Below are 17,296 nucleotides of genomic sequence, written 5' to 3'. Positions count from 1 at the left end.
TAGGCTATAATGAAAGGGGTACTTATTCAATGGGAATAGTTAACCATAAAAAAACAGACCTTCATGGTATGACTGTACATACGATTGAAACAAAAAAGTATAAGACGACTTCGTTTATTCTTCAAATTAAAGAAGCCATCAATGAGAAGAACGTAACAAAGAGGGCATTGTTGGCTTATGTATTGCAGAGCGGTACGAAAGATTTTCCATCTTCAAAAGAGCTTAGGAGTGCTCTCGACGACCTTTATGGAGCTACCCTTAATGCGGATCTGTCGAAAAAAGGTGAAAATCAAGTAATCAGCATTCGAATGGAAGTTGCCAACGAGAAATTTTTATCTAATTCTGAACCCGTTTTAGATAAAGCTTTTCATTTATTGTCACAAGTATTATTAGCTCCGGCAGTAGAGAATGGGGTTTTTAAAGAAGGTATTGTAAAGAAAGAAAAACGAAGCCTTAAACAGCAAATCGAATCGATCTATGATGACAAGATGCGATATGCCAATAAACGTCTTTTTAGAAGAGATGTATGAATCTGAACCTTATCGTTTAAATGTTTACGGTAATGAGAATGAAGTAGATGATATTACACCAAAAGATTTGTTTGATTATTATCAGAAGTTGTACAAAACGATAAAGTAGATCTTTATGTTATAGGCGACATTTCAACAGATGAAATGCTGGAAAAAGTGAAAAAGCACTTCCGCTTTTCTAAAGACCGGAATGAAAAAGGAGAGCAAACTTCTGCATCAAAAGACGAAAAAAGAATTTCTGATATAAAGGAAATCTTTGAAGAACAAGATGTGCAGCAAGGCAAACTTCATATGGGTTACCGTACGTATACCACTTATGGTGATCCGGACTATTTTGCTCTTCAAGTGTTTAACGGGATTTTCGGAGGATTTTCACACTCCAAGCTATTTATGAACGTACGTGAAAAAGAAAGTCTCAAGCGTACTATGCAGCTTCCCGGTTTGAAAGCCATAAAGGGGCTGTATTCGTTATGAGCGGAATTGAAACGGGTAACTATGAGAAGGCTGTTAAGATCATTAAAGAACAGCATGAAGAGATTAAGAACGGTAACATAACTGATGCTGAATTCGATCAAACGAAAGCAATGATCAACAATCAGGTATTAGAAACCATCGATCACCCGATTGGTTTGTCTGAAGTACTGTACCACAATGTTGTAGCAGGGACGAATCGATCAATTGAAGATTGGATGGAAGGAATTAAAGGTGTAACAAAAGAGGATGTTGTGAAAGTAGCCGAAAAAGTGAAACTTGATACCATTTTCTTTTGAAAGGAGCAAGCACAAATGGGAATGAAAACGTTTGATCAGTTAGACGAAACCCTTCATTTTGAAGAACTTCAGAATGGATTAAAGGTATATGTTTTAGAAAAGAAAGGGTTCAATAAAACGTATGCTACCTTTACTACACATTATGGATCGGTAGATAATCACTTTAAGCCGCTTGGTAAGAATGAAGACGTAAAAGTACCAGATGGCATTGCCCATTTTCTTGAGCACAAGCTTTTTGAAAAGAACATGGAGATGTATTTCAAGACTTCAGTAAGCAAGGCGCATCTGCAAATGCTTTTACGACCTTTAACAGAACAGCTTACCTCTTTTCAACTACAGGTGACGTAAAGAAGAACTTAACAACGTTGATCGATTTTGTTCAAGAACCTTATTTTACAGAGAAAACCGTTGAAAGAAAAGGGGATCATCGGTCAAGAAATCAGAATGTATGACGATAATCCTGACTGGCGTGTTTATTTTGGTCTGATCGAAAACATGTATCATCATCATCCTGTTAAGATTGATATTGCAGGCACTGAAAAATCAATCGCTAAGATTACGAAGGATGATCTTTATGAATGCTATGAGACTTTCTATCATCCAAGCAACATGATTTTATTTATTGTAGGACCTGTTAACGCTGAAGAAATTCTAAACTTTGTAAAGAACAACCAATCACAAAAAACGTTTAAAGAAAAAGCCCCTATTGAGAGATTCTTTGACGAAGAACCTGCAACGGTTGCCAAAGAGAAAAAGTAATCGAGATGACTGTGCAAACACCAAAGTGCTATATGGGTTATAAGGAAGCATCACCGAACAGAAAAGGCAAAGAACTCATGCGTCATGAACTCTGTGTAAACCTTCTTCTAGAGATGATGTTTGGAAAAAGTTCACCAAATTATGAAACCTTGTATGAGGAAGGGTTGATCGATCAGACTTTCTCTTTTGATTACACAGAAGAAAACGGATTTGGTTTCAGTATGCTTGGTGGAGATACACAGTCTCCAGATGAATTCGTTCAAAGGATTTCTGGCATGGTAGAGTCATTTAAGCAACAGCCAGTAGCAGAAGATTCTTTTGAGCGTGCGCGTAAAAGAAGATCGATGCCTTTTTAAGGTCGTTAAACTCTCCTGAATTTATTGCAAATCAATTCACTCGCTACGCTTTTAATGAAATGGATTTATTTGATGTGATACCTGTATTTGAATCGTTAAAAGTAAGTGATGTAGAAGAAGTCCTTCAGAATCATTTTAAAAAAGAAGCGTTAACGGTTTGCCAAGTACAAAAAAAGAAGTCATAATAATTTTAAAAAACATCCTGCTGTTTAGGATGTTTTTTAGAGCAATGAGGGATCTTCGTTGAAAAATGCACTTGTTACAGGAGCTACTGGGGCTATTGGAAATAAAATCAGCCAAATGCTAGCCTCTCAAGGATATCATTTATTTTTACACTATCATTCAAATGAACCAGCTGCCATAAAATTGAAGAATGAGTTAATGAACGAATACAATATTCATGCTTCTATTGTCTCTGCGGATTTGTCACAGCCAGAAGGCGCACAATTCTTATTGAATCAAATTCAAGACCCTATTGATGTATTCGTCTATAACTGTGGTGCTTCACATTATGGACTGCTTACTGACTTTACCGAACGGTCCATTGCTGAAACGATGCAGCTCCATCTGTTAAGTGCGATATCACTATCTAAAGCGCTAATTCCTTCAATGATCCAAAAAAAGCAGGTAAGATCATCATGATCTCATCAGTTTGGGGTGAAGTGGGTGCTAGTTGTGAGACAGTCTATTCTGCTGCTAAGGGTGGACTAAACGCGTTTGTAAAAGCACTTTCTAAAGAAGTAGCACCTAGTCAGATTCAAGTGAATTGCGTTTCACCTGGAGTCATTTCAACTCCGATGCTGAATCAATTTTCAGAAGAAGAAAAACGTGAACTTGCAGAAGATATACCTGCAGGACGCTTTGGTGAGCCTGATGAAGTTGCACACGCGGTTGAGTTTTTAGTAAGCAAAAAAGCTGATTACATATCTGGTCACATCCTATCGATAAATGGATCATGGTATACGTAAAAAAGCATGTATAAAAAGGTTAAAACTAAGAGATATTAATGCTGTATCAACCTTGAAGGAGGAGACAACATGTCTGTATTAGACAACTTTGGTCAATGGAAAGATTTCTTGGCAGAACGTTTAAACCACGCGGAACACGAAGGTATGAACCACGATACGATCTCAAACTTAGCAACTGAAATCGGTGGATACTTAGCGAACCACGTTGAACCAAAAAATGAAGAAGAAAAAGTTCTTGCCGATCTTTGGAAAGTGGCCGATGAAAACGAAAGACACGCCATTGCTAACATGATGGTTAAGTTAGTTCAAAACGACGGAAGCCGCTAATGGTGAAGGATGTTAAGATTTTTCTTAACATCCTTTTATTTTGCTTTCATAATAAATTGAAATCATTTATTATTAGTTACAAGAATAAATGTAGAATTTTGTTTCATTTTGAAGGAATAAGGAGATGAATTATGGGAGAGCAAGAATGGTATTTAGAGTATGAGATACATAAAAACCGGCCGGGTCTCCTTGGGGATATATCATCCTTATTGGGTATGCTTGGAATAAACATCATCACGATTAATGGTGTGGATAACGAGCGCCGTGGAATGCTTCTGATCATCGATAACGAAGAAAAGATTAACCGACTGAAATCGATATTAGATTCAATGGATAACATTACGGTAACCAAGTTCCGCAAACCGAAGCTTCGTGACAGGCTTGCAGTTAGACATGGCAGGTATATCGAACGCGATGCAGATGACAAAAAACGTTTCGCTTTATTCGAGATGAGCTTGGTATATTGGTTGACTTTTTAGCTGAATTATATAAAGTTGAAGGACATAAATTAATCGGCGTAAGAGGCATGCCTCGTGTAGGAAAGACAGAAAGTATCGTTGCATCGAGTGTATGTGCCAATAAAAGATGGGTCTTTATTTCGTCAACTTTATTGCGCCAAACCGTTAGAAGTATGCTCGCAGACGACGAATACGACTCTGATCATGTTTTTATTATTGATGGTGCAGTTTCAGCACGTAACATGAACGATAAGCATTGGCAGCTCATACGAGAGATCATGAGACTTCCTGCAGCGAAAGTTGTGGAGCATCCTGATCTTTTTGTTCAGCAAACGGAATATACACTTGATGATTTTGACTATATCATCGAGCTGAAAAGTCATCGTGATGAAGAAATTACATATGAAGCTCTGAAACAAGATCAAACAGGATTTGGAAATTTAGAATGACGTAAGTGGGTGGGAAGGTTGACAGAACTCGGTAAGTTATTAAAAGAAAAACGTGAAGAAAAAGGAATGTCCCTTGAAGAACTTCAAACAGCGACTAAAATACAAAAACGATATTTAGTAGCGATTGAAGAAGGGAAATATGAGGTGCTTCCAGGGGCATTTTATGCAAGAGCCTTTATCAAAAACTATTGTGAAGCTGTAGGACTGCATTACGAGACGATTTTTGATGAATACTCTCATGAGATACCAAAATCCGCAAAAGAGCCAGCGACGGAATTTGAACCACGTTCAAAAAGAGATCGAGCTGGAGGGGGAATCGCAGAGGATCATTCTTTATTGAAGAGGCTTATCCCGATTCTTCTCGCAGGTGTATTAATCGTGTTTGTCTTATTTATTGTATGGAAGTTTCTTCTCCCTGATGGGAATGATCAGGCTAAGAGCGGTAATGAAGCTCCAGGTGTTTTAGTAGATGAAGATGATGACAAACCTAAGAAAAAAGAAGAACCGAAAAAAGAAGATATCAAAAATGAAGAAAAAGAAGAACCTGCTCCAAAAGAAGAACCTAAAAAACAAACGTTAACGAAACTAGAAACTAGCGGTAAAGTAACAACTTATGAATTAAGTGGTACTGATCAATTAGTCGTTGAATTAGCTGCAACAGGTCCAAGTTATGTTGGTATACAAGATGAAACGAAAAAAGCTACTTCAATAATCAGCTGAAAAAAGGCCAGACTGAAACATTTGATCTATCGGCAGCTAATGAGGCAACACTAAATATTGGCGCATCTCATGTCACATCGATTAAGATAAATGGAGAAGCTTTCACTTATCCTGTACCGCCTTCTGACCTTGTACATCAAAAGATTGTGATTAAAAAGGTTCAGTAAGCTTGCACATATTGATTTTGACCGTATTTTGGAGGAATTGCAGTGAATTTACCAAATAAGATTACTATTTCTAGAATTTTTTTAATCCCGCTTTTTATGATCGTGCTTTTAGGCGGATTTGATTGGGGTACATGGGAGTTAGCAGGAGAAAAAATGCCTGTCACTCATTTTGTAGCTGCTCTGATCTTTATATTTGCATCTAGTACAGACTGGGTTGATGGTTACTATGCACGTAAATACAACTTAGTAACGAATTTAGGGAAATTTTTAGATCCTCTTGCAGATAAACTTCTTGTGTCTGCTGCTCTAATTGGTTTAGTTGAACTAGGGTTTGCTCCTGCATGGATGGTTATCGTAATCCTCAGCCGTGAATTCGCCGTAACAGGAATACGTGCTGTCGCCTCTGCAGAGGGCGAGGTAATTGCAGCAGGTCAGATGGGTAAATTGAAGATGTGGATACAAATTATTGCGATATCCGCTCTGTTGCTTCATAATTTACCGTTTGCATGGATCGGATTGCCGTTTGCAACAATCAGCTTATGGGCAGCAACTTTGATTACTCTCTACTCTGGCTGGGAGTATTTCGTGAACAGCAAACATATTTTATTAAAATCTAAGTAATGACAAAAAACAGGAGTCAAAATACTCCTGTTTTTTTATTCGGTATTGATGAAAAGTTTAATAAGTTGAACAAAATACTGCTTTTTTAAAGATATTGTTGTTTGGAACACATGAAATTACAGATTACAATCAGGGAGAGTGTATGAGATGAACGCAGAAATTATTGCAGTTGGAAGTGAACTTTTATTAGGACAGATCGTAAATACGAATGCTCAATTTATTTCCAAAGGACTTGCTGATATTGGTGTGAACGTTTTTTACCATACGGTGGCGGGGGACAATCAGAAACGCCTCACTTCCGTAACTCAAACAGCAAAATCCCGTTCTAATCTGCTCATATTTACCGGTGGACTCGGCCCTACGAAAGATGATCTAACAAAAGAAACGATTGCGAATGTTTTTCAAAAGAATTGGTTCATGATGAGGTCTCATTAACTTACATAACCAACTATTTTGTGCAAACCAACAGGGAGATGACGCCGAACAATAAAAAGCAAGCGTTAATCATTAAAGATGCTACTGTCCTTCCAAATGACAACGGGATGGCACCAGGTATGGCATTTACACACGAAGACGTTACGTGTATTCTTTTGCCTGGTCCGCCGAGTGAAATGAAACCGATGTTTACCAACTATGTTATACCTTATCTTCATTCTAAGATGGATGTTAAGACTAAATTACATTCTCGTGTCTTAAGGTTTTTCGGGATTGGTGAATCTGTTTTAGAAACAAAGCTGCAAGACTTGATTGAGAAACAGAGTAATCCGACGATCGCGCCTTTAGCATCTGAGCATGAAGTGACTATTCGTCTAACGGCTTCGCATTCTGATGAATCTGAAGCAAAAAAACTTCTAGATCTAAAAGAACAAGAAATTCTAACACGTACAGGTTTGTATTTTTATGGCTATGATGAAGAAACTTTAGAGAATCAAACGTTCAACCTCCTTCAAAGTCATCATTTAACGGTCGCTTCTGCAGAAAGTTTGACAGGTGGAATCTTCAGTAAGATCATCACCGATTTTCCTGGTGCGTCTTCCGTCTATCGCGGAGGAGTCGTTGTTTATGCAACAGCATTAAAGCAATCGATACTTAAAGTACCAGACGCACTAATCGAAAATCATGGTGTTGTTAGCAAAGAATGTGCAGAATGGATGGCAGATGAAATCAGAAAACAAACAAGTGCTGATTTTGGTATCAGTTTTACTGGTGTCGCTGGTCCAGAAGCGCAAGAAGATAAGCCGGCGGGTACAGTGTTTGTCGCGATATCGCATAAAGATCAAACGCATTCGTATTCATTAAAGCTTGCAGGATCCAGAAAAGGAATCCGAGAAAGAGCGGTTAAGCATGGATTCCGCTATTTAAATCGATTGATCAAAGAAGGTCAATAAAAAAATCGAATAAATGTTCGTAAAATGATTGGCAAATTGAATAAAAAGAGATATGATAGAGAAGTAGCAAAGAACAGAATTAATGAAATAAAAATACATGTAAAATGAATTAGAGGAGTGAATTGAATGAGCGATAGAAAAGCAGCTCTAGATATGGCTTTACGCCAAATTGAAAAGCAGTTCGGTAAAGGTTCCATTATGAAGTTGGGTGAACAGACTGAACAGCGAATCTCAACGGTTTCCAGCGGCTCCATTGCCTTAGATATCGCACTTGGTATTGGCGGATATCCGCGCGGAAGAATTATCGAAGTATACGGACCTGAATCTTCAGGTAAAACAACAGTAGCACTTCATGCGATTGCAGAAGTACAGAGAAACGGCGGACAAGCTGCGTTTATTGATGCTGAGCATGCGCTTGATCCTGAATATGCACAAAAGCTAGGTGTAAATATTGATGAGCTATTATTGTCTCAGCCTGATACAGGAGAACAAGCATTAGAAATTGCCGAAGCTCTTGTAAGAAGTGGCGCAGTAGACATTTTAATCATCGACTCAGTTGCAGCACTTGTTCCTAAAGCGGAGATCGAAGGAGAAATGGGAGACTCTCACGTTGGTCTTCAAGCTCGATTGATGTCTCAAGCATTGCGTAAACTTTCTGGTGCAATTAATAAGTCCAAAACGATCGCGGTATTTATCAACCAAATTCGTGAAAAAGTTGGCGTAATGTTCGGGAACCCTGAAACAACTCCTGGGGAAGAGCACTTAAATTCTACTCCTCAGTACGTTTAGAAGTGCGCCGTGCTGAACAGCTGAAACAAGGTCAAGATGTTGTGGGTAATAAAACAAAGATTAAAGTTGTAAAAAACAAAGTTGCTCCTCCGTTTAGAACGGCTGAGGTTGATATTATGTATGGAGAAGGAATCTCGTACCAAGGTGAGATTCTTGATATCGGTTCAGATATCGACATCGTTCAAAAGAGCGGCGCTTGGTATTCTTATGAAGGCGAACGTCTAGGTCAAGGACGTGAGAACTCTAAGCAATTCTTAAAAGAAAACCCTGAGATTGCATCCGCGATTGTTGCTGAGATTCGAAACTATTATCAGTTAGAAGGTAAAGCGACGGTTGAAGCAGAAGCTCCTTCATTAGAAGAAGAGTTTGAGCTATCAGAATAGTAATAGTGAAGACTGGTCAAATGCGACCGGTCTTTTTCTATTCTAATGAGTCTTTTCTTGTTTCTTTTTAAGCTCTTTATATTTTCTTATGTGACAGTTGAATGGAGTGGAAGGTGGGAAAGCGAAGCACCTGGAACGGTAATCAACTACTTTCAAAAGCAGCAAGTAATAAGAAAACAGCTTCCCAAAATAGCGAATATGACAGGCAAAATATGCTCCTTGCTATTTTTAAGTCAACCTATTATTATAGAAGATTGACTCTCTTGACAAGCATTGGGCACACCTATAAAATGGAGATATATTTTGATTTCTTATGAAATTAAAAGATATGTATAGAATTTGTACGACATGAATGGTGCACAGCACATGTAAGACGATTGACGCCAAGAAATGCAGTATGAAAAGCAGAAAGCAAGAGGAGGTGGGAATATGCCAAGTTTAGCAGTATTCATCTCCAGTTTGCTTGTCTCACTAGGTGTCGGTGCTATTGTCGGATATCTTGTTAGGAAATCAATTGCTGAAGCGAAGATTTCAAGCGCAGAGCGAGCAGCTGCGCAAATTGTTGAAGATGCAAAGCGCGATGCTGACGCTAGCAAGAAAGAAGCGCTGTTAGAAGCAAAAGATGAAATCCATAAGCTACGTACCGAAGCTGAACGCGAAATTCGCGAACGTCGAAACGAGCTTCAAAAACAAGAACATCGATTGGTTCAAAAAGAAGAGATCCTAGACAGAAAAAGTGAAACTCTTGACAAAAAAGAGGAATCTTTAGAACGACGTGAGGAGTCTCTCACCAAAAAACAGCGACAAATTGAAGAGATTGAAAGCAAAGTGGAGGAATTGCTGAAGGAACAACAGCGAGAGCTTGAGCGCATTTCCAGTATTACCAGGGATGAAGCCCGCCAAATTATCATGACTGAAACTGAGAACGAGATGACACATGAGTTGGCGATGATGGTAAAAGAAATGGAGAACCGCGCTAAAGAAGAAGCGGACAAGAAAGCAAAAGAAATTCTTTCACTAGCTATCCAACGCTGCGCAGCCGATCACGTAGCAGAAACTACAGTTTCTGTAGTAAACCTTCCTAACGATGAAATGAAGGGAAGAATTATTGGACGTGAAGGACGAAACATTAGGACGTTAGAAACGTTAACTGGAATCGATTTGATTATTGATGATACTCCGGAAGCCGTAATTCTGTCCGGTTTCGATCCAATCCGCCGTGAAATTGCGCGAATGGCATTGGACAAGCTTGTACAGGATGGAAGAATTCACCCTGCACGAATTGAAGAGATGGTTGAAAAATCACGCAGAGAAGTGGATGAGTACATCCGCGAAGTTGGAGAACAAACTACTTTTGAAGTAGGTGTTCACGGACTTCACCCAGATTTAATTAAGATTCTTGGACGTCTAAAGTATCGTACAAGCTACGGTCAAAACGTATTGAAACACTCAACAGAGGTAGCCTACTTAGCTGGATTAATGGCAGCAGAAGTAGGAGAAGACGTTCATCTTGCAAGACGAGCTGGTTTGCTTCATGATATCGGTAAAGCGATTGACCATGAAGTAGAAGGCAGTCACGTTGACATTGGTGTTGAACTTGCTACAAAGTACAAGGAACATCCAGTAGTCATCAACAGTATAGCGTCTCATCACGGGGACACTGAAGCAACTTCAATCATTGCAACCCTTGTTGCAGCAGCAGATGCTTTATCTGCCGCTAGACCAGGAGCACGTCGAGAAACTTTAGAAACGTATATTCGCAGACTTGAAAAGTTAGAAGAGATTTCAGAATCATTTGATGGTGTTGAAAAATCATTTGCCATTCAAGCAGGACGCGAAATTCGTATCATGGTTAAACCCGACATGATTGACGATGTAGCATCATACAGACTTGCTCGTGATATCACGAAAAAGATTGAAAGTGAATTGGATTATCCAGGACACATCAAAGTTACGGTTATTCGTGAAACGAGAGCAGTTGAATACGCGAAATAAACAGATAAAGCGGTGGGGTCTCCCACCGCTTTTTATTATGGTCGCTTATAAGCGAAGAAGTTTTTAACGATTATAAGATTTTAGCCAAATGCCGGTAAAACGTATTTTTACCGATAAATTTTGATAGTCTCTGATAAGTCACTGTTTTTTGCCGAAATAACCACAATATGGTTTGAATGTCGTTTGTTAAGGGTACAAGTATACCGGGGTTTATTCATAGGGCGCTGCTTTAAACAAATAGAGAGATAGAGAGTCCGCACGGAAATTTGTTTCGGCAGGAATACAAGCCTTAATCAATGAATATAGTAGAACAGGTATCTATCCTGAAGGAGGTTCAAAACAATGGAAATATTAAAAGTTTCAGCAAAATCCAACCCCAACTCTGTAGCTGGTGCACTCGCTGGTGTTCTCCGGGAACGTGGAGGCGCTGAAATCAAGCAATCGGAGCAGGTGCATTAAATCAAGCTGTTAAAGCAGTAGCTATCGCACGAGGTTTTGTAGCACCGAGCGGAGTCGACCTCATTTGTATACCAGCATTTACAGATATCTTAATTGATGGGGAAGAAAGAACGGCCATTAAATTGATAGTTGAACCGCGATAACAAGATGAAACCTGTTTACTTATCTAGATAAGTAAACAGGTTTTTAGTTTATATGAGAATTCAATATACAAGGTGAGATAATAGAAGGAAATCTGACAACTTTACTCGAATTTATAAGGTAGTTTCATGTTGTTTAAGCGTGTTTTCAATTTTTACCTTCTTTTTCAATAGTTTGAATTATACTAGTCGAATACTTGCATTTTTATGAAGTTAAGTCTAGAATTGTAGACGTTTAGTACATAATTAATTTAAACGTGTAAACACGTAAAAACAACAGCATGAAACCATACTAAATCAAGTTATTGATTTAAAAATTTAACGTTTGGGTTACTGAAAGGGTGGAGTACATGATTGATCAACTTTCTTGGAAAGTTGGCGGACAGCAAGGTGAAGGAATTGATAGTACAGGTGAAATTTTCGCGATGGCACTTAACCGCCTAGGCTATTACCTGTATAGCTATCGACACTTTTCTTCCAGAATTAAAGGCGGTCACACCAACAATAAAATTCGTGTAAGCACGAGTGAAACCCGTTCGATTTCTGATGATCTTGATATTTTAATAGCATTCGATCAAGAGACAATTGATGTGAATGTTCATGAACTTCGTGACGGAGGAGTAGTGATTGGAGATTCTAAATTTAATCCTACTGTGCCAGAGGACCTTAATGTAAGATTGTATGCGGTTCCATTTACAGAAATCGCGAGTGAACTTGGAACATCTCTTATGAAAAACATGGTGGCAATTGGCGCAACAAGTGCTGTATTAGGGTTGCCTGTTGAAAGCTACCTTGAAGTAGTAGAAGAGATCTTCTCACGAAAAGGTGCAAAGGTAGTAGAAAAGAATATGGAAGCTATTCAAAAAGGCGCGGATCATTTTAACGAATTATCTGGCGGCCAGATTGATGGTTTCCAATTAAATAAAGCAGATGGCAAAAAGAGAATGTTCATGATCGGCAACGATGCGATCGCTCTAGGTTTCGTTGCAGGCGGTGTGCGCTTTATGTCAGCGTACCCGATAACGCCAGCGTCTGAGATCATGGAATATTTGATTAAAAAACTGCCTGAATTTGGTGGAACGGTTATTCAAACAGAAGATGAGATTGCTGCTTGTACGATGGCGATCGGAGCAAACTATGCAGGTGTTCGTACGATTACATCATCAGCAGGTCCTGGTCTATCATTAATGATGGAAGCATTAGGACTCTCTGGAATGACAGAAGTTCCTTTAGTTGTCGTAGACACACAGCGTGGCGGACCGTCAACCGGCCTTCCTACTAAACAAGAGCAATCTGACTTGATGGCGATGATCTATGGTACTCATGGTGAGATTCCAAAAGTGGTTATGGCTCCAAGTACGGTTGAAGAAGCATTCTACGATGCTGTTGAAGCATTAAATATTGCGGAAGAATACCAGATTCCTGTTATTTTACTTACAGATCTTCAACTTTCACTTGGTAAACAATCGGTAGAACCCCTTGACTACAGCCGTGTGGAAATTCGTCGCGGAAAGCTAGATCTTAATCAAGAAATTCCTGATTCAGAAGATAAAGATGGCTATTTCAAGCGCTATGAAGTGACAGAAGACGGAATTTCTCCGCGTGTCATCCCAGGTATGAAAAATGGTATCCACCATGTAACGGGTGTTGAGCATGATGAGACTGGTAAGCCTTCTGAAGTAGCAGCAAACCGTCAAAAACAGATGGATAAACGTCTTCGCAAGCTTCAAAGTTTGCGCTTCAACGTTCCTGTTGTTAAACAAGCTCCACATGAAGAAGCTGACATTCTATTAGTCGGATTCAACTCAACAAGAGGGGTTATTGAAGAAGCGATTCCACGTTTAGAGGCAGAAGGACTAAAAGTCAATCATGCACATATTCGGTTGATCCATCCGTTCCCTGCTGATGAAATGAAATCAATGATCGATCGTGTAAAGAACGTGATCGTAGTTGAGAATAACGCAACAGGTCAGCTTGCAAATATTCTTAAAATGAATGTTGGGCAGCATGAAAAGATTAAAAATTTATTAAAATATGATGGGAATCCTTTCTTACCATCAGAAGTTGTCATGAAATGCAAGGAGCTGGTTTAATATGGCTACATTTAAAGATTTTCGTAACAGCATCAAACCGAACTGGTGCCCAGGTTGTGGTGATTTTTCCGTACAAGCTGCCATTCAAAGAGCAGCTGCCAATGTAGGTTTAGAACCAGATGATCTTGCTGTAGTGTCAGGAATTGGGTGTTCGGGACGTATCTCCGGTTATATTAAATCTTACGGATTCCATGGCATTCATGGCCGTTCACTTCCAATTGCACAAGGTGTTAAGATGGCTAACCGTGACCTGACTGTTATTGCTTCAGGTGGAGACGGAGATGGTTTTGCGATTGGTATGGGTCATACCGTGCATGCGATCAGAAGAAATATTGATATTACGTACATCGTTATGGACAATCAGATTTATGGTTTAACAAAAGGACAAACCTCTCCTCGTTCTGATGTTGGTTTCAAAACGAAGAGTACACCAGAAGGCTCAGTTGAGTCAGCAATCGGCGTTATGGAACTTGCGTTAACGGCCGGAGCTACTTTTGTGGCTCAAAGTTTTTCAACTGACCTTAAAGAATTAACATCAATTATTGAAGCTGGAATTAATCATAAAGGCTTCTCGTTAATCAACGTATTCTCACCATGTGTTACATACAACAAAGTGAACACATACGACTGGTTTAAAGAGCATCTAGTATCTTTAAGCACCATTGAAGGTTATGATTCTTCTAACCGAATGATGGCGATGCAGACACTTATGGAGAACAAAGGTCTTGTTAAAGGAATCATCTATCAAGACAAGGTGAAACCTTCTTATCAAGATCTCGCTCACGGATACAGCAAGGATGCACTAGCAAAAGCTGATTTAAAACTGCCGGAAGAAAAGTTCAATCAATTGATGGCAGAATTTATGTAATTTGAAACTCTTCTCCTGATTTTAGGAGAAGAGTTTTTATTTTTTTTAAAAAAATCTCTCAATTTTTTTCCGTATCTGCGAATGTCCGTGTGATGCGGACAGTGCCCTTTACCTCACTATTTAATCCATGTACAATAATTGTGGATATGATATTTAGTGTTTAGTGAGGAGTGTTTTCTGTGCAAGGTAAAATGAAAGCAATTGTTAAGCATCATGCGGGTTACGGAGCTAAATTGGAAACAGTAGATATTCCTGAGATTAACGAGAATGAAGTTTTAATCAAAGTAAAAGCAACTTCAATCTGCGGGACTGATGTCCATATTTATACATGGGATGAGTGGTCACAAAGCCGTGTTAAGCCTCCATATGTATTTGGTCATGAGTTTTCAGGAGTTGTTGAGAAAATCGGGGATGCTGTAACAAATGTTTCTGTTGGAGATCATGTTTCAGCTGAAACACATATTGTTTGTCATTCTTGTCCACAATGCTTAAAAGGGCAGTTTCATATTTGTAAAAACACCAAGATTATCGGTGTAGATACTCATGGCTGTTTTGCCGAGTATGTTGCGATGCCAGCAGAAAACATCTGGAGAAATGATTCTAAGATGCCTTTCGAACATGGTTCGATACAAGAGCCAATGGGAAATGCTGTTCATACTGTATTAGCCGGTGATGTTGCTGGTAAGACAGTTGCAGTCATCGGTTGCGGACCGATTGGTGTAATGGCGGTAAATGTAGCCAAAGCTGCAGGAGCAAGCCAAGTGGTCGCGATTGATTTGAATGAATATCGTTTAGATCTTGCAAAAAAGTTGGAGCGACAGAAGTAATCAATCCTAAAACCCAAGACCCTGTTGAAAAGGTAATGGACCTGACAGATGGAAATGGTGTGGATGTTGTGTGCGAGATGAGCGGTCATCCTGTAGCGATCGATCAAGGATTTAAAATGATCACGAACGGCGGCCGGGTTTCTATTTTAAGTCTGCCAGTAAAACCTGTTGAGATCGATTTAACAAACGATGTTGTTTTTAAAGGAGTTACAGTACAAGGAATTACAGGAAGAAAGATGTATGAAACATGGCAGCAAGTTTCAGGACTTTTACAGTCAGGCAGCATGCATCCTGAAACGATTATTACACATACTCTTCCACTCGAACAGTTTGAAGAAGGCTTTGATTTAATGATAAAAGGGAATTGCGGAAAAGTAGTTCTTATTCCTTAAAATCGAAAGGAGCTTGAAACGATATGAAAGGTTTTGAATATTTACAAGAAGAATTGGACCACATGAAAGAAGAAGGTACGTTTAGAAAGCTTGTACCACTAGAATCAGAGCAAGGATCAAAAGTTGTTATCAACGGCAAAGAAGTGATTCAGCTTTCTTCTAACAACTACTTAGGACTTACGAGTCATCCAAAAATGAAAGAAGCAGCTCTAGAAGCGGTTGAGAAGTTCGGTGTTGGAACAGGTTCCGTTCGTACAATCGCTGGAACGCTATCAATGCATGAAGAATTCGAAAAAAGCTTGCTGAATTTAAGCACACTGAAGCATGTCTTGTATTCCAATCAGGCTTTTCTACGAATCAAGGAATTCTTTCTGCGATTCTAACAGATCAAGACGTTGTAATTTCTGATGAGTTAAACCATGCTTCTATTATTGATGGTATTCGTTTAACAAAAGCAAAGCGTAGAATTTACAAGCACGTGGATCTTGAAGATCTAGAAGCAGCTTTAAAAGAAACACAAGAATATAGAAAAAGAATCGTAGTTACAGATGGTGTTTTTTCAATGGACGGCAATATTGCGCCGCTTCCAGGTATCGTGGAGCTTGCAGAAAAGTACGATGCCCTTGTTATGGTAGATGATGCGCATGCAAGTGGTGTTTTAGGTACGAACGGCCGCGGTACGATCGACCATTTTAACTTGAACGGTCGAGTTCACATCCAAGTAGGAACATTAAGTAAGGCGATTGGTGTTCTTGGCGGTTATATTGCGAGTACACAAACCTTACGAGACTATCTTATCCATAAAGGCCGTCCGTTCTTATTTAGTACATCACATCCGCCTGCAGTTATTGCGGCAAGTTCAGCAGCAATCGATGTATTAGAAGAAGAGCCGGAGCATATGGAAAGATTGTGGGAGAACACAAAGTTTTTTAAAGCTGGATTGAAAGAACTAGGGTTTAATACAGGAGTAAGTGAAACACCAATTACACCAGTCCTTGTTGGTGATGATGCTTTAGCTCACAAACTTTCAGATACATTGTTAAAATACGGCGTCTTCGCTCAAGGGATCGCTTTCCCAACTGTAGCAAAAGGAAAAGCACGTGTCCGTACGATCGTAACGGCTCAGCACACGAAAGAAGAGCTTCAAACAGCACTAGATGCATTTGAAAAAGCAGGAAAAGAACTGGGAATCATATAAAAATAACAAAAAAGTTGACTTGAAAGCTTGAGATGCTTTTAAGTCAACTTTTTTATGAGTAGACAGTACATGTGCGAACGAGGAAATTACTAAATTTTTTTCTACAGACTCTTATCAAAAAGACTACTGCTATTGAGGATTTTGTTTCATTTTCTTCTGTGACAAGTTGATTGAATGGAAGGTGCGTGCCTACCACCTGAGAAACTTCTCGCAAGGCATGCGACGAGGAAGCTAACAGCGTTAGCATTAACCTGTAGACGCAGGAGCACGCCTGCTACTTGAAAAACTTCTCGCAAGGCATGCGACGAGGAAGCTAACAGCGTTAGCATTAACCTGTAGACGCAGGAGCACGCCTGCTACTTGAAAAGCTTCTCGCAAGGCATGCGACGAGGAAGCTAACAGCGTTAGCATTAACCTGTAGACGCAGGAGCACACCTGCTACTTGAAAAGCTTCTCGCAAGGCATGCGACGAGGAAGCTTACTACGGTAGCGTGAACATGTAGACGCAGGAGCAAGGAACTTTGAAACGGGCAGGTGAGACACTTAAAAGTGGAACGTACAAATGTGGCTCACCGCCTGCCCCTGCTGAAAGTGAGCGCCTGGAACGGAAATCAACCACATTCAAGAGCAATATATACT

6 protein-coding genes and 9 pseudogenes are annotated in these 17,296 nt (G+C 39.5%); all 15 read left to right on the top strand.

Going from position 1 to position 17,296, the window contains the following annotated elements:
* Positions 1-29: 29 nt before the first annotated feature.
* The 15 genes and pseudogenes from yfmF to ACEWFH_RS12570 all read left to right on the top strand — a co-directional run bounded on the left by yfmF (position 30) and on the right by ACEWFH_RS12570 (position 16,657).
* Positions 30-1,300: pseudogene (gene yfmF, locus ACEWFH_RS12640) on the top strand (EF-P 5-aminopentanol modification-associated protein YfmF).
* A gap of 15 nt (positions 1,301-1,315) precedes the next feature.
* Positions 1,316-2,600: pseudogene (gene yfmH / locus ACEWFH_RS12635) on the top strand (EF-P 5-aminopentanol modification-associated protein YfmH).
* Between the two features lie 115 nt (positions 2,601-2,715).
* Positions 2,716-3,383 (top strand): annotated as a pseudogene (ymfI, locus tag ACEWFH_RS12630) (elongation factor P 5-aminopentanone reductase).
* Between the two features lie 69 nt (positions 3,384-3,452).
* Complete coding sequence (locus ACEWFH_RS12625) at positions 3,453-3,710, top strand: DUF3243 domain-containing protein (protein WP_066393818.1); 258 nt, start codon at positions 3,453-3,455, stop codon at positions 3,708-3,710.
* A gap of 131 nt (positions 3,711-3,841) precedes the next feature.
* Positions 3,842-4,617, top strand: a pseudogene (locus ACEWFH_RS12620) (DUF3388 domain-containing protein).
* An 18-nt stretch (positions 4,618-4,635) separates the two neighbouring features.
* Positions 4,636-5,337, top strand: coding sequence for a helix-turn-helix domain-containing protein (locus tag ACEWFH_RS12615; RefSeq protein WP_473724314.1), 702 nt, complete (start codon positions 4,636-4,638; stop codon positions 5,335-5,337).
* Positions 5,338-5,546: 209 nt separating this feature from the next.
* Positions 5,547-6,125, top strand: a complete 579-nt coding sequence (gene pgsA, locus ACEWFH_RS12610) for a CDP-diacylglycerol--glycerol-3-phosphate 3-phosphatidyltransferase (protein WP_473724313.1) — start codon at positions 5,547-5,549, stop codon at positions 6,123-6,125.
* A 147-nt stretch (positions 6,126-6,272) separates the two neighbouring features.
* Positions 6,273-7,513: pseudogene (locus tag ACEWFH_RS12605) on the top strand (competence/damage-inducible protein A).
* A 126-nt stretch (positions 7,514-7,639) separates the two neighbouring features.
* Positions 7,640-8,685 (top strand): annotated as a pseudogene (gene recA, locus ACEWFH_RS12600) (recombinase RecA).
* A gap of 429 nt (positions 8,686-9,114) precedes the next feature.
* A complete protein-coding gene (gene rny, locus ACEWFH_RS12595) occupies positions 9,115-10,680 on the top strand; it encodes a ribonuclease Y (protein ID WP_328086778.1) in 1,566 nt (521 codons plus the stop codon).
* A 342-nt stretch (positions 10,681-11,022) separates the two neighbouring features.
* Positions 11,023-11,282: pseudogene (spoVS, locus tag ACEWFH_RS12590) on the top strand (stage V sporulation protein SpoVS).
* 347 nt (positions 11,283-11,629) lie between these two features.
* Positions 11,630-13,372 (top strand): 2-oxoacid:acceptor oxidoreductase subunit alpha, encoded by a 1,743-nt coding sequence (locus ACEWFH_RS12585; protein WP_473724312.1) that lies wholly within the window; start codon positions 11,630-11,632, stop codon positions 13,370-13,372.
* 1 nt (position 13,373) lies between these two features.
* The gene (locus ACEWFH_RS12580; protein ID WP_473724311.1) at positions 13,374-14,240 is read left to right on the top strand and encodes a 2-oxoacid:ferredoxin oxidoreductase subunit beta; all 867 of its coding nucleotides are present in this window, start codon (positions 13,374-13,376) and stop codon (positions 14,238-14,240) included.
* Between the two features lie 179 nt (positions 14,241-14,419).
* A pseudogene (gene tdh / locus ACEWFH_RS12575) lies at positions 14,420-15,459 on the top strand (L-threonine 3-dehydrogenase).
* Between the two features lie 23 nt (positions 15,460-15,482).
* Positions 15,483-16,657 (top strand): annotated as a pseudogene (locus ACEWFH_RS12570) (glycine C-acetyltransferase).
* Positions 16,658-17,296: the final 639 nt, after the last annotated feature.

The organism is Fictibacillus sp. EA-CB0309 (genome assembly GCF_055814265.1).
This window is presented reverse-complemented; position numbering and strand designations above follow the sequence as displayed.

What these genes read in the sequence shown, in the direction of transcription:
- ACEWFH_RS12585 (WP_473724312.1), top strand. Translation starts at nt 11,630, where the DNA reads ATGATTGATCAACTTTCTTGGAAAGTTGGCGGACAGCAAGGTGAAGGA.
- rny (WP_328086778.1), top strand. Translation starts at nt 9,115, where the DNA reads ATGCCAAGTTTAGCAGTATTCATCTCCAGTTTGCTTGTCTCACTAGGT.
- ACEWFH_RS12580 (WP_473724311.1), top strand. Translation starts at nt 13,374, where the DNA reads ATGGCTACATTTAAAGATTTTCGTAACAGCATCAAACCGAACTGGTGC.
- ACEWFH_RS12625 (WP_066393818.1), top strand. Translation starts at nt 3,453, where the DNA reads ATGTCTGTATTAGACAACTTTGGTCAATGGAAAGATTTCTTGGCAGAA.